Here is a 13,512-nt window from a genome sequence, read left to right as displayed (position 1 = left end):
CCGAAAGCCCCTCGCGTTGACAGGGGTTAGGCCGGTGCTTAAGTCCCGCCTGCGCCCAAGTCGAGGGGTTTTGATCGTCTGCGCGGCCCTTCGCGCGCGCCTGATGCGGCGCTCCGGGGTCGTGATCGTTCAGGGCCTCTCTCGCGGCGTCCGTATCGCCGCCCCTCACGGGATTTCAGAGCCGCTCCTCATTGACGCTCGACCTTTACCGGATCTGACATGCTCGGCTTCGCCAAGAAACTTTTCGGCTCTTCCAACGACCGCAAGGTCAAGGCCTTCCAGGACCACGCCCAGCGCATTAATGCGCTGGAGCCCAAGTTCGCGGCCCTGTCCGATGACGAACTTCGGATGATGACCGACGCCTTCCGCGACCGGCTGGCGAATGGCGACACGCTGGAGAAGATCCTGCCCGAGGCCTTCGCCGTGGTGCGCGAGGCCTCCAAGCGGGTGCTGGGCCAGCGCCAGTACGACGTCCAGCTGGCCGGCGGCATGATCCTGCACGAGGGCGGCATCGCCGAGATGCGGACCGGCGAGGGCAAGACCCTGGTCGCCGTGGCCCCCGTCTATCTGAACGCCCTGCCCGGCAAGGGCGTCCACGTCATCACCGTGAACGACTACCTGGCCCGCCGCGACGCCGAGACGATGGGCAAGGTCTATCGCTTCCTGGGTCTTGAGGTCGGCGTCATCGTCAACGGTCTCAGCCAGGGCCAACGCCAACAGGCCTACAACGCCGACGTCACCTACGGCACGAACAACGAGTTCGGCTTCGACTATCTGCGCGACAATCTGGTCTATGACCGGCGTGAGATGGTGCAGCGTCCGCACAACTTCGCCATCGTCGACGAGGTCGACTCCATCCTGATCGACGAGGCGCGCACGCCTCTGATCATCTCGGGACCGACCGAGGACCGTTCGGACCTCTACAAGGTGCTCGACGGCCTGATCAAAGAGTTGATCAAGGACAAGGAGACCTTCGAACTCGACGAGAAGCAGAAACAGGTCCTGCTGACCGAGCTGGGCTCCGAGCGGATCGAAGAGTCGCTGGAAAGCGGCGGGCATTTCGCCGCCGACACGACCGGCCTGTACGACGCCGCCAACATCAGCCTGGTCCACCACGCCAACCAGGCCCTGCGCGCCAACACCCTGTATCAGCGCGACAAGGACTATATCATCAAGGGCGGCGAGATCGTCCTGATCGACGAATTCACCGGTCGCATGATGACCGGCCGCCGCCTGTCCGAAGGTCTGCACCAGGCCATCGAGGCCAAGGAAGACGTCAAGATCCAGCCCGAGAACCAGACCCTGGCTTCGGTGACGATCCAGAACTACTTCCGCCTGTACGAAAAGCTGTCGGGCATGACCGGCACGGCGGCGACGGAAGCGCAAGAGTTCGGCGACATCTACAAGATGGACGTGCTGGAAGTGCCGACCAATCGGCCGATCCAGCGTAAGGACTATGACGACGAGGTCTATCGGACCCACGCCGAGAAGAACCAGGCCATCGCAAAACAGATCGCCGAGTGCCACCTGGCCGGTCAGCCGATCCTGGTCGGCACGGTCTCGATCGAGCGCTCGGAACAGCTGTCGGACCTGCTGAGCAAGTTCGAATACAAGGTCGAGGTCTCGCGCACGCTCAAGCCTGAGTACGCCGGCAAGGCCAAGGAAGCCGAGAAGATCGGCGACGCGGCCTATGACATCAGCTACGAAACCAAGCTGCGCGGCATCCCGCACTCCGTCCTGAACGCGCGTCAGCACGAGCAGGAGGCCTATATCGTCGCCGACGCCGGTCTGCCGGGCGTGGTGACCATCGCCACCAACATGGCCGGCCGCGGCACCGACATCCAGCTCGGGGGCAACCTCGAAATGAAGATGCAGAAGTGGATGCTCGAACAGCGCAATATGGCTGTCGAAGTCACCCACGAGATGGAAGTGGCCCAGGAGGCCCAGTTCAAGGCCGACATCGCCGTCCAGAAGAAGATCGCGCTGGACGCCGGCGGCCTGTTCGTCCTGGGCACCGAGCGCCACGAGAGCCGCCGTATCGACAACCAGCTGCGCGGCCGCACCGGCCGTCAGGGCGACCCCGGCACCTCGAAATTCTACCTGTCCTGCGAGGACGACCTGCTGCGCATCTTCGCAGGCGACCGTCTGGACTCGATCATGAAGACCTTCGGTGTGGCCGAAGGCGAGGCCATCACCCACCCTTGGCTGAACCGCGCCATCGAGACCGCCCAGAAGCGCGTTGAGACCCGCAACTACGACATCCGCAAGAACCTGCTGAAATACGACGACGTCGTGAACGACCAGCGCAAGGCCGTGTTCGAGCAGCGCCAGGAGTTCATGGACTCCGAGGACCTGTCGGAACTGGTCGGCGACTTCCGCCGCGACGTGGTCTCCGACCTGGTCGAACGCTACATGCCGCCCAAGGCCTATGCCGAACAGTGGGACATCGACGGCCTGGACGAGCGCGTCCGCTCGACCCTGGGTCTGGAACTGCCGCTGCATGACTGGGCCGCCGAGGAAGGCGTGTCGAACGAGGAGATCGAGGACCGGCTGCTGGCCGCCTCCGACGCCCGCGCCGCCGAACGCCTGGAACAAATCGGCGCCGACCAGACGCGCGGCCTCGAAAAGCAGTTCATGCTGCAGATGATCGACATGCAATGGCGCGAGCATTTGGTCCACCTGGACCACCTGCGCGGCGTCATCGGCCTGCGCGGCTATGGCCAGCGCGACCCGCTGAACGAATACAAGACCGAGGCCTTCTCCCTGTTCGAGAGCCTGCTGTACGACCTGCGCCACAACGTCACCCGCTGGCTGATGACGGTCGAGTTCCGCTTCCAGGCCCCGCCCGAACTGCCCGAGTTCCAGGAAATCCACCTGAACCCCGGCACCGGCGAGAACGAGATGGCCAATCCGTCGGCCCAGAACCCGGAAGGCACGCTGATCGGCGACGATCGCTCCAAACTGCCGATCGAGGTTCTGCCCCCCGGCTGGGAAATGACCGGCCGCAACTCGCCCTGCCCCTGCGGCTCGGGCCGCAAGTTCAAACACTGCCACGGCGCGCTGGTCTAGGCGGCGCCGCTTGCCTCGGCGCGGTCTCTGGACGATCCTGATCTAAAGGAGACCGCTATGGGCAGGCACGAACGGATATCGACGGACCTACCGGCCTATATGATCGGCGAACTGCGTGCCGCCGTGGACGCCGGCGAGTTCGCTTCAACCGATGAGGCCGTACGCGAGGCCCTGACGCATTGGCTCGTCGGCCGATCCACGACCCCGATGACCCCGGACGAACTGCGCCACCACCTTCAGTCCGAACGCGATGGCCCCGACGAAGACGCCGAGGCGGTGTTCGACCGGCTGGAAGCCAAATACAGTGCCCTTGTCGCGGCGGATCAGTCCAAGGGATGAAGGTCGTCTTCTCGCCCGGCAGCGAGAGGGATCTCGAACAGATCGCCGATCACATCGCGCAGGACAGTCCGCGCCGCGCGCTGAGCTTCGTCCGTGAGCTTCGCGCCGCCGCCCGCGCCTTGGCGCTAGATCCCGAAAGCCGTCCAAAGGCGAACTTCGATCCGCGCATCCGCCGATCCGTCCATGGCGCCTATAATCTCTACTACGCCGTCCTTCCGGGTGAACTTCGCTTTCTGGCCATCGTTCATGGTTCGCGAGCGGACGACGCCGTTCTGTTCGATCTGGTCAAGCGATGAGCCACAAGTCCCTCTTCTCCCGCGCCCTGTCTGCGGTCCCCGAGCGGCTGCACTTCGCGGCGCACAGCCATCACCTGTGGCCGGACGCCAGTTTCGAGGCGCAGCAGCAGGCTTGGGTGGACGCCAATCTGCATGCCGACCACAAATGGGATCTCGTCTTCGGCCAGGTGATCCCCGAGGCCCAGGCCCATGTCGCCGCTGAGTTGGGCCTGTCGTCGCCCGACAGTATCGTCTTCTCTTCCAACACCCATGACTTCCTGCTGCGCCTGTTCTCGGGCGTGGAGCGGACGCCGGTCCGCATCCTGGCGACGGACGGCGAGTTTCACTCGTTCCGACGTCAGGCCGAGCGGTGGGAGGAGATCGGGGCTGCGGTGGTCACCCGCATTCCCCTGGCCCCCTTCGACACCTTCGCCGACCGCTTCGTCGCCGAGGCGGCCAAGGGCGGTTACGACTGGATCGTGGTCAGCCAGGTCTTCTTCCGCACCGGCGGCCTGTTCGACCGGATCGAGGACCTCGCCGCCCTGGCCCGGCCCGAGGGGCCGTGGGTGTTGGTCGACGGCTATCACGGCTTCATGGCGACCCCGACCGACCTGTCGTCGGTGGCGGACCGGGTCTTCTATGTCGCCGGCGGCTACAAATACGCCATGGCGGGCGAGGGCGCCTGTTTCCTGCACACCCCGCCCGGCTTCTGTCCGCGCCCCGTTGTGACCGGTTGGTTCGCGGAGTTCGGCGATCTGTCGGGACCGCCCGGCGGGGTCCAGTATCGCAGCGACGGCGGCCGCTTCTGGGGGGCGACCTTCGACTGTTCGGCGCTTTATCGGTTCAACGCCGCGCGCCGGATGCTGGAGAACCAAGGGCTGGACACCGCCGCTGTCGCCGCCCACGCCGGCGATCTTGCCGGCCGCTTCCAGACGGCGGTTCAGAACGGCCGCGCCGGTGTGCTGAGCCAAGCCGAAATTCTCAACCCGGTGATCGGCGACGCGCCGCGCGCCCGTTTCTTGGCCCTTCGTCACCCCGACGCCCAGGCCTGGTGCGCCGGTCTTCGCCAGGCGGACGTGGTCACCGACGTGCGCGACGACGTGATCCGCTTCGGCTTCGGTCTGTATCAGGACGCCGAGGACGTCGATCGCCTGATCGCCGCCTCCCGAACCCTCTGATCAATAGAAGGTCGTGTCGTCCTGCTTGGTCGGGGCCGGCGCCGCGCGCGGCGTCGAACCCGGGCGGTTCGGTCGAGACGGCGCGGCGGGCTGGGCCTGGGGCGATCCCGGCGTCGGCGTCGTGTTCGCATCCGGGGCATCGACCGGCGGGATAGCCGGAAGCGCCGGATAGGGCATGGCCGGCGCCTCGCCTTGCGCCGTCGGACCCTCGGTCTCGGCATCGGGCGCGATCGGCGCATCCTCGGACGCTCCCAACCGATCCGGCGCCCCGACATCGTCGCGGATGAAGGCCCAGGCGCGACGGTCGGCGCAGCCGCAGGCTTTCAGGAAGCCGTTCTGATCGCGCCACAGGATCAGCGGATAGCTGATCTCGACCCCGGACTCCTTCAGCAGCCGGCTCAGTCGCTCGTCGAACCGCCGTCCGGCCTCGACCACGGCCGTGCGCGCCAGATTACCGTCGGCCTGGGGCAGGCCGGCTGCGGTCCAGCCGCTCGCCGGCGTCGCCATCCAGCGCTCGTACAGGGGCCAGTCGCGGGTCAGCCACAGTTCGGCGACCGTCGCGCGCTCCGCCGCCGTCGATTGCGCCGCGCCCTCCAGATCGGGGCGGGCGAACAGGATGAAACGGGTCTCGATCCCTGCGGCCTTCAGCTTGGCGACCTCGTCGCGTTCGTAGCGATGGGCCGAGGCGCTGTCGCGATAGGTGACGATATAGAGGGCCTGCCCGCCGCTGCCGTCCGACACCCATGAGGCCTCGTCGAGCAGTTGCTGGACTTCGGCCTGATTGCGGCTGATCGTGACCGGCTGGAACCGCGAATAGAAGTTCCAGTAGGCCCAGTATCCCGCGCCTGCGAGCAACAGGCCGACCACGGCCGCCACGATCGATCCCATAAGAAAGCGACGCATATGATCGGGTGCTCCAGCTTCACCGTTGACCCCTCACAACGCATAGCATCGAAATCCGTTGTCCACGCCAGCAGTCGGCGCCGGACAGAGGCCAAAATGTCGCGAAGAATCCCCAGCGCCCGCTCTTGAACGACGACATGGGCTTCCCATTTTTGTTTTCGACGCTGCGGGACACTCCCCCTCCGAACCGCAGCGAAGCGAGACCGGCGCCCTCCCCTCCCCTCCAGGCGCCGCTCGCGCAGGCCGCCGGACTCCCCCAGTCCGGCGGCTTTCTGCTTTGTGGCGCTGCACAATAATTCCAACCTGATCGCTGATCATCACAACGATCGGTCGCCAGGGGCTTCCCGAGCGACCGGACCTGGCCTAGTCAGCGGGGGTGGCGCCGCGTCGCGCCGCATTTCTTGCGGCCCTGCCGCGTTGTTCGAGACTGCTCGTCCATGACCGCCCCCGATCTGCGCCAAACCTCCGTTCAGCCGATCACCAAGGCCGCGCTGGAGGCGGCCTTCGCCAAGATCGTTGGAACCGGGCCCGGTGCAGTCGAACAGGCCTATCTGACCCAGGCGCAAGAGGACTATGCGGCCGACGAGACGCCCGAGCTGAGCGGTGAGGATCTGGCCGCCCTGCTCGCCGCCTCCTGGACCGCCGCCAGGACCTATCCGAACGACGCCGCGGCGCCCGTCATCACCGTCGGCCCGCTTCAGGGCGCGGACGGCAAGGCTCTGGACTACGACCTGGTGCGCATCGTCCAGACGGACGCCCCCTTCCTGGTGGACAGCGTCATGGGCGCCTTGGCCGAGGCCGGGGTTTCGGTGCGCGCCCTGTTCCACCCGGTGGTGGAGCTGGACGGCCGTCGCCTTTCGATCATCATGCTGGTCATCGACAGCGTGCCGCAGGAGCGTCGTGACGCTCTCGGCGAGGGCCTGGCCCAGAGCCTGGCGGACGTGCATGCCGCCGTCGCCGACCATGAGGCCATGGCGGCCCTGATGCGCCAGGCGGTTCAGCGGCTGGAGGCAACGCCGCCGTCGGTCGATCCCGCCGTGCTGGCCGAGAACATCGCCTTCCTGAAATGGCTGAAGAGCGACCATTTCGTCTTCCTGGGCGCACGCGACTACGACTATCCGCTGAACGCGGACGGCGACTACGAGGCCGAGGCGCCCCTGGGCCAGTCCACCGACGGCCTGGGCATTCTGGCCGACCCGGAACGCACCGTGCTGCGCCGCGCGTCCGAGCCTGCGGTCCTGACGCGTCAGATGCGCCGCCAGCTGGACCTCAGCGAGCCGGTGACCGTGGCCAAGGCCAACGCCCGCTCGCGCGTGCATCGCCGCGCCTACATGGATTACGTCGGGGTCAAGCGTTACGGCTCGGACGGCAAGGCCACGGGCGAGACCCGTTTCGTCGGCCTGTTCACCTCTGAGGCTTACGACCAACTGGCGACCGAAGTGCCGCTGCTGCGTCGCAAGGTGGCCAACGCCCTGGCCCGCGCCGACAAGGCGCCGGGCAGCCACAATGAAAAACGCCTCAAGAATATCCTTGAGAATTATCCGCGCGACGAGCTGTTCCAGATCACCGAGGACGAACTGCTGTCCATCGCCCTGGGCATCCTTCACCTCTACGACCGGCCGCGCATCCGCCTGTTCTCGCGTCAGGACCCGTTCGACCGCTTCGTCTCGGTCCTGTGCTTCATCCCGCGCGAGAAGTTCGATTCCGCCGTGCGCGAGCGGATCGGCCAGATCGTCGCCCGCGCCTGGGGCGGCCGGATCTCGGCCTGGTATCCGCAACTGTCGGACGCGCCCCTGGTTCGGGTCCACTATATCATCGGCGTGAACCCCGGTGAGCATCCGATCCCCGATCCGGTTCAGCTGGAGGCCGATGTCGCCGAGGCCGGACGTGGCTGGATCGATCGTTTCGAAGGCGCCCTGCGTCGCTCGGGCGTCGAGGAAGTCGCTGTCGGACCGCTGAGCGCTCAATGGGCCCGCGCCTTCGGGACCGCCTATCGCGACCGCTATGACGCCGACGAGGCCGCGATCGATCTGCAATATGTGAACCGGCTGAATGAGACCGGTCTGCCGGGCGAGGGCAAGGCCGTCGCCGTGCGCGCCTTCCGTTCCATTGACGACAGCCGCCTGCAGTTCCGATTCAAACTCTATCGTCGTGGTCCGGCCGTGCCGCTGTCCGACGTTCTGCCGATCCTGGCGGACATGGGCCTGAAGACGCTGGAGGAGTACGGCTATCCGATCCGGCCGACGGGCGAGACCGAGATCCACGTCCACGAGTTCCTGATGGAGGATCCGCGCGGCGAGGCGCTGATCTTCGACGACGTGAAGGGGCCGTTCGAACAGGCCTTCGCCGCCGTCTGGACCGGCCGCAACGAGAGCGACGGCTTCAATCGGCTGGTGATCGAACTGGGCGTCGAATGGCGCGAGGCCGCCCTGATCCGCACCCTGGCCCACTATCGCCAGCAGACCGGCCTGGACCCGTCGCAGACGGTGCAGGAAGAGGCCCTGCGCGAATATCCCGATGTGGCCCGCGCCTTGCTGTCGCTGTTCAAGGCCAAGTTCGAGCCGACCGGCGGCTCGGCCGACGACCGCGCGCCTGCCGTCGCCGAGCTGAACGACAAAATTCTCGCCCTGCTTCAGGACGTGAAGAGCCTGGATCACGACCGGGCCCTGCGCCGGATCGCCGCTCTGATCGGGGCGATCAAGCGCACCAACTATTTCCAGCTGGACGCCGACGGCGCGCCCAAGCCGCACATCGCGATCAAGATCGCCTCGCGCGAGCTGGACGACCTGCCCCTGCCCAAACCCTATCGCGAGATCTTCGTCTGGGCGCCGCACGTCGAGGGCGTCCACCTGCGCTTCGGCCCGGTCGCGCGTGGCGGTCTGCGCTGGTCCGACCGTCGCGATGACTTCCGCACCGAGGTGCTGGGTCTTGTGAAGGCGCAGCAGGTCAAGAACGCCGTCATCGTGCCGGTCGGCTCAAAGGGCGGCTTCTATCCCAAGCAACTGCCCCGCACGACGGACCGTGAGGCCATTCAGGGCGAGGCCATCCGCGCCTATCGCACCTTCCTGTCCGGCCTGCTGGACATCACCGACAATATCGCCGCCGACGGATCGGTGACCCATCCGGCCAATGTGATCGCGTGGGAAGGCGACGACCCCTATCTGGTCGTGGCCGCCGACAAGGGCACGGCGACGTTCTCGGACATCGCCAACGGCGTCTCGGCCTCCTACGGCTTCTGGTTGGGCGACGCTTTCGCGTCCGGCGGCTCGATCGGCTACGATCATAAGGCCATGGGCATCACGGCGCGCGGCGCCTGGGAGGCGGTCAAGCGCCACTTCCGCGAAATGGGCAAGGACATCCAGACCCAGCCCTTCACCATGGTCGGCGTTGGGGACATGTCCGGCGACGTCTTCGGCAACGGCGCCCTTCTGTCCAAGGCCACGCGCCTGGTCGCGGCCTTCGATCACCGCGACATCTTCATTGATCCGAACCCGGATCATGTTACGAGCTGGACCGAACGAAAGCGCCTGTTCGACCTGCCCCGCTCGTCCTGGCAGGACTATGATAAGGCCCTGATCTCCGAAGGCGGCGGCGTCTTCTCGCGTTCGGCCAAGTCGATCCAGCTGACGCCTCAGATCAAGGCGGCGCTGGACATCACCGACGACGTGCTGGACCCCGTCAGCCTGATCCGCGCCATCCTGAAGGCGCCGGTCGAACTACTCTATCTGGGCGGCATCGGCACCTATGTGAAATCGGCGGCCGAAACCGACGCCCAGGTCGGCGACAAGGGCACCGACGCCCTGCGCATCAACGCCGACGAACTGCGGGTCAAGGTGGTGGGCGAGGGCGCCAACCTGGGCTTCACCCAGGCGGGCCGCATCGGCTTCGGCCAGGCCGGCGGCCGGATGAACACCGACGCCATCGACAACTCCGCCGGGGTCGACACGTCCGACCACGAGGTCAACATCAAGATCCTGGTCGGCTCGGCCGTGACCAACGGCGAACTGCCGGTCGAGGAGCGTCCGGCCCTGCTGGCCTCCATGACCGACGAGGTGGGCCTCAAAGTGCTGGCCCACAACTACGATCAGACCCTGGCCCTGACCCTGCAACAGGCCGAGGGCGTCGGCGCTCTGGACGCCCAGCAGCGGTTCATGCAGGCCCTGTCGGCGCGTGGCAAGCTGGACCGCAAGGTCGAGGGTCTGCCCAACGACGCCCGCGTCAAGGAGCTGATGGCCGCCGGCATTCCGCTGGCCCGGCCCGAGCTGGCGGTCCTGATGGCCTATGCCAAGCTGGAGCTGTCGGACGACATCGTCGCCTCGCAAGCGCCCGAGGATCCCTTCTTCGAACAGATCCTGGTCCGCTACTTCCCCGAAGCTCTGGCCCGGTTCGAACCGGAGATGAAGAGCCACCGGCTGCGGCGCGAGATCATCGCCACCGTCATGGCCAACGAAGTCGTCAACATGTGCGGCCCGACCTTCCCCGACCGTCTGCGCGGCTCGGCGGAATGCGACACCACCGCCCTGATCATCGCTTTCGAGGCCGCGCGTCGCGTGTTCCGCCTGGATCAGGCCTGGGACGCCGTCTCGGCCCTGGACCTGAAGATCTCGGCCGAGGCCCAGACGGCTCTGTATCAGGAGATCGCCGTCGTCCTGCGCCGCCAGACCTTCTGGCTGGCCCGTCGCGCCAAGGGCGGCCTGTCGGTCCAGGCCCTGATCGACCGTTATCGTCCCATCGCCGACGCCCTCCAGGCCGAGGGTTCGCTGGTCCTGTCGCGCTTCGAACAGGAGCGTTTGGACGCGCGGGTCAAGACGTTCGCCGACCACGGCGCGCCGGAAGACCTGACCCGCAGCATCGCCATCATGCGTCCGCTGGTCGCCGCCTCCGACATCGGCGATCTGGCGCAGGAGGCGAACTGGCCTGTCGCGGCCATGGCGCGGCTGTATCACCAGGTCGGGGCCGCCTTCGACTTCGACCGTCTGCGCGCCGCCGCCGGCTCCATTCCGTCTGCGGATCATTTCGATCGTCTGGCCGTCCGTCGCCTGATCGAGGATCTGATGAACGAGCAGGCGACCCTGACCCGCGCCGTCGCCCGCGCCTCCGATCCGTCGGTGGGTGTCAGCGAGGATGCGGCCGAGGGCGCCGTGGACGCCTGGATCGGCTCCAAACAGGCTTCGGTCGAGGGCGTGCGCGCCTCGGTGGACGAGATCGAACAGTCCGGCTCGGGCTGGACCTTCGCCAAACTGACCATCGCCAACGCCACGATCCGCGACCTGGCGACGGCGGCGATGAATGGATAAGCGAGCGATCGTCTTCGGCGCTTGACGAAGCGGGCGTCTCACGGCCTCTTCGGCCCTTGATCAGGCTGGGGAGGCCGCCATGCCGAGAAAATTCCTCGTTGTCGTCGACGACAGCCCCGAGTTCGAGGCCGCCCTGCGGTTCGCCTCGCGCCGGGCGAAATCGACGGGCGGGCGCGTGGTCATGCTGCGCGTCCTGCCGACCGACAGCGACGCCCACTGGTCGGGCGTGCGCGAGGAGATCGAGCGCCAGCAGCGCGAAGAGGCGGAAATCCTGCTGAACAGGGTAGGCGAAGAGGCGATGGCCCGTTCCGGCGCCGCCCCGGTCTTCCTGATCGAACGGGGCGAGGCCCAGGCCGCGATCAAGAAGGTCGTCGCCGCCGATCCCGACATCAAGATCCTGGTCCTGGCGGCGGGAACCGGCTCGCGCGGCCCCGGCCCGCTGGTCTCAGCCATCATCAAACAGGGCGCCCAGATCGGCGGGCGTAAACTGCCCGTCACCATAGTCCCCGGCGAACTGACCGAGGACGAGATCGAAGACTTGGCCTGAGGGGAGGGCCTAACCCTTCGGGACCAGGCGCCACATCCGCAAAGGGTGGCGCACGGTCCCGGCCTCGGCCCCGGCCGCGTCGCCGCGCCCCATATAGAGGTCGGCGCGTACGGGCCCGCGAATGGCCGATCCCGTGTCCAGCGCCATGGCCAGGCCGCGATAGCTGGCCGTGGCGCCGCGCAGATTGCCGCCGTCCGCCTCCAGCCAGACCAGCTCGCCATAGCGCCAGTGGGCCGGATCGACAGCGATGGCCCGCCGCTCGGTCAGGGGTATCCCCGCAGCGCCCGCCGGATGGCCGTCGTCGTCCCCGTCCAGCCGGAAGAAGATGTAGCGCGGGTTCAGCGCCATGACGGCCTGGGCCTCATAGCCCCGGTGGTTCGCCAGCCAGCCGCGGATGGCGTCGCCCGAGGTTCCGTTCTGGGGCAGCAGGCCCTGCTGGGCCATGGGTCTGGCGATGCCGACGAACGGCTTGCCGTTGTCGGCGGCGTAGGCGGCCCGGCCGCGCGTCCCGTCCTCGAACGTCAGATAGCCCGAGCCCTGGATCTGCAGGAAGAAGAGGTCTTCGGCCCGCATCCAGGCCAGGGCTTGATCTGGTCGGGCGGCGGATTCGATGTAGGCCCGGTCGCCGGCGCCGCGCGGGTTGGCGGGCTTGGGCAGGACAGGGGTCGAGAACTCGGCGTCCGGCCGGCGTCGCGCCGGATACTCGGGCGCGAAATAGGAGGTCAGAAGGCCTGGCCGTCCATCCACCGTCGCAGCCGGGACCGCGCTGAAGCTGGCCTCGAAAAAGGCGCGGGCGTCGGAAGGGGTGACGGTGGTGGTCGTCGCCATGGCCTTGGCCCGTCCGCAGACGGCGCGTGCGACCGTATCGCGCGCCGCGCCGCAGCCGTCGATATAGGCGCGGAAGGCCGCCAGATGATCCTCTTCGCTCCAGCCCGGCAGGACGGCGGGACTAAGCGCGTTGGACGGCGTGGGCGGTTGGCCCCCCGGCGTCGGGGACGGCGTATAGGGGACAGGCCCCGTCTGCGGCCCTGACGGCGCGACCGGAGTCATGGGCCCGGTCGAGCACGCGGCGACCACCAGCGAACCCGCCAGCAACGGCCAGGCGCCAAACTGGCGCAAGGCGGACATCAGGCGTTGGCCGGCTCGACGCGGGCCAGGACCCAGTTCGGATCGGCCGCGCCCAGGGTGCGCTCGAACGTCCAGTGTTCGGCCGTGCGACGCTCCTCGATCACCGGCTCGCCGGTCTCGACGTCGGCGGGCTCGCCCGAGACCTTGGTCACGCGGCTGCGCAGCTCGGCCAGGAACCGCACCTTGGCCACGGCCCGGTCGCCCTCGGCGACGGCGCCTTCCAGATCGGCGCGAGGCGGGAACAGGAACTCCACCGCCTCGGTCTCGCCGCGCGTCTCGCGCGCCGCGATGCCGGCCTCGAACGAGGCCATGACATTGGGTTTCAGCAGCGGCTGCAGCGCCGCTCGGTCGCCGGCGGCGTAGCCGCGCACGATGGTCTCATAGGCCTGACGCGCCCCGTCCAGGAACCGCGCCGGGTCAAAGGCCGGATCGCGCGCCTTCAGCGTGGCGATGGAGGCCAGGGTGGCCGGGTCGATCGCCGGGATCTTGGCCGTTTCGGCCGGCGCCGGGCCAGGCAGGACGGCCTTGGCGTCTTCCTGCGGCTGGCGGCCCACCCGCTTGCCCAGGACGTTATAGAGCTGGAACAGCACGAAGGCCGCGATGAAGGCGAAGACGACGACCTGGAACTGGACAGGTATGTTCAAGGGGGAGATTCCTGTAGCGAACGACGGGCGCGTCAAACGTGTGTCTGGCGTGATTACGGTGTCATATAGGGTGAGGCAAGGCGAAGCGCGCCCCCAATCGCGCGCGCGACGTTGCGGCCAAGCGTCCCGGCA

General features: G+C 67.5%; 9 protein-coding genes. 6 read left to right on the top strand and 3 right to left on the bottom strand.

Annotated features, from left to right (window positions below):
* The first annotated feature begins 219 nt into the window (after positions 1–219).
* From secA to WC597_RS02565, 4 genes are read left to right on the top strand one after another with little or no spacing between them, the layout of a single operon-like run.
* Positions 220–3,069 (top strand): preprotein translocase subunit SecA, encoded by a 2,850-nt coding sequence (secA, locus tag WC597_RS02580; RefSeq protein WP_372691637.1) that lies wholly within the window; start codon positions 220–222, stop codon positions 3,067–3,069.
* Between the two features lie 57 nt (positions 3,070–3,126).
* Entirely contained in the window at positions 3,127–3,408 is a 282-nt protein-coding gene (locus tag WC597_RS02575) for a type II toxin-antitoxin system ParD family antitoxin (RefSeq protein WP_372691635.1), read from the top strand.
* Positions 3,405–3,704, top strand: coding sequence for a type II toxin-antitoxin system RelE/ParE family toxin (locus WC597_RS02570; RefSeq protein WP_372691634.1), 300 nt, complete (start codon positions 3,405–3,407; stop codon positions 3,702–3,704). Before WC597_RS02575 ends, WC597_RS02570 begins: the two co-directional genes overlap by 4 nt.
* Positions 3,701–4,861 carry an aminotransferase class V-fold PLP-dependent enzyme gene (locus WC597_RS02565; RefSeq protein WP_372691632.1) on the top strand — a complete coding sequence of 387 codons (1,161 nt, stop codon included), beginning with the start codon at positions 3,701–3,703 and terminating at the stop codon, positions 4,859–4,861. Before WC597_RS02570 ends, WC597_RS02565 begins: the two co-directional genes overlap by 4 nt.
* Here the strand turns inward: WC597_RS02565 and WC597_RS02560 are convergent, their stop codons facing one another.
* Entirely contained in the window at positions 4,862–5,764 is a 903-nt protein-coding gene (locus WC597_RS02560) for a hypothetical protein (RefSeq protein WP_372691631.1), read from the bottom strand.
* A gap of 437 nt (positions 5,765–6,201) precedes the next feature.
* On the opposite strand from WC597_RS02560, the gene WC597_RS02555 reads away from it, so the two are divergent.
* Positions 6,202–11,061 (top strand): NAD-glutamate dehydrogenase, encoded by a 4,860-nt coding sequence (locus WC597_RS02555; protein ID WP_372691630.1) that lies wholly within the window; start codon positions 6,202–6,204, stop codon positions 11,059–11,061.
* A gap of 79 nt (positions 11,062–11,140) precedes the next feature.
* Positions 11,141–11,608 carry a universal stress protein gene (locus WC597_RS02550; RefSeq protein WP_372691629.1) on the top strand — a complete coding sequence of 156 codons (468 nt, stop codon included), beginning with the start codon at positions 11,141–11,143 and terminating at the stop codon, positions 11,606–11,608.
* A gap of 9 nt (positions 11,609–11,617) precedes the next feature.
* Here the strand turns inward: WC597_RS02550 and WC597_RS02545 are convergent, their stop codons facing one another.
* Together WC597_RS02545 and timA are read right to left on the bottom strand one after the other, a co-directional pair.
* Complete coding sequence (locus WC597_RS02545) at positions 11,618–12,736, bottom strand: MltA domain-containing protein (protein ID WP_372691628.1); 1,119 nt, start codon at positions 12,734–12,736, stop codon at positions 11,618–11,620.
* A complete protein-coding gene (gene timA, locus WC597_RS02540) occupies positions 12,736–13,374 on the bottom strand; it encodes a TIM44-related membrane protein TimA (RefSeq protein WP_372691744.1) in 639 nt (212 codons plus the stop codon). Before timA ends, WC597_RS02545 begins: the two co-directional genes overlap by 1 nt.
* Positions 13,375–13,512 lie beyond the last annotated feature (138 nt).

The organism is Brevundimonas sp. (genome assembly GCF_041648115.1).
Classification (GTDB): domain Bacteria; phylum Pseudomonadota; class Alphaproteobacteria; order Caulobacterales; family Caulobacteraceae; genus Brevundimonas.
Note: the sequence above shows the minus strand (reverse complement) of the source record. Positions and strands in the feature narration are given on the sequence as shown.

Bases quoted from the DNA above. Each gene is read 5' to 3' on its own strand.
- secA (WP_372691637.1), top strand. From the start codon at position 220: ATGCTCGGCTTCGCCAAGAAACTTTTCGGCTCTTCCAACGACCGCAAG.
- WC597_RS02575 (WP_372691635.1), top strand. From the start codon at position 3,127: ATGGGCAGGCACGAACGGATATCGACGGACCTACCGGCCTATATGATC.
- WC597_RS02570 (WP_372691634.1), top strand. From the start codon at position 3,405: ATGAAGGTCGTCTTCTCGCCCGGCAGCGAGAGGGATCTCGAACAGATC.
- WC597_RS02565 (WP_372691632.1), top strand. From the start codon at position 3,701: ATGAGCCACAAGTCCCTCTTCTCCCGCGCCCTGTCTGCGGTCCCCGAG.
- WC597_RS02560 (WP_372691631.1), bottom strand. From the start codon at position 5,764: ATGCGTCGCTTTCTTATGGGATCGATCGTGGCGGCCGTGGTCGGCCTG.
- WC597_RS02555 (WP_372691630.1), top strand. From the start codon at position 6,202: ATGACCGCCCCCGATCTGCGCCAAACCTCCGTTCAGCCGATCACCAAG.
- WC597_RS02550 (WP_372691629.1), top strand. From the start codon at position 11,141: ATGCCGAGAAAATTCCTCGTTGTCGTCGACGACAGCCCCGAGTTCGAG.
- WC597_RS02545 (WP_372691628.1), bottom strand. From the start codon at position 12,736: ATGTCCGCCTTGCGCCAGTTTGGCGCCTGGCCGTTGCTGGCGGGTTCG.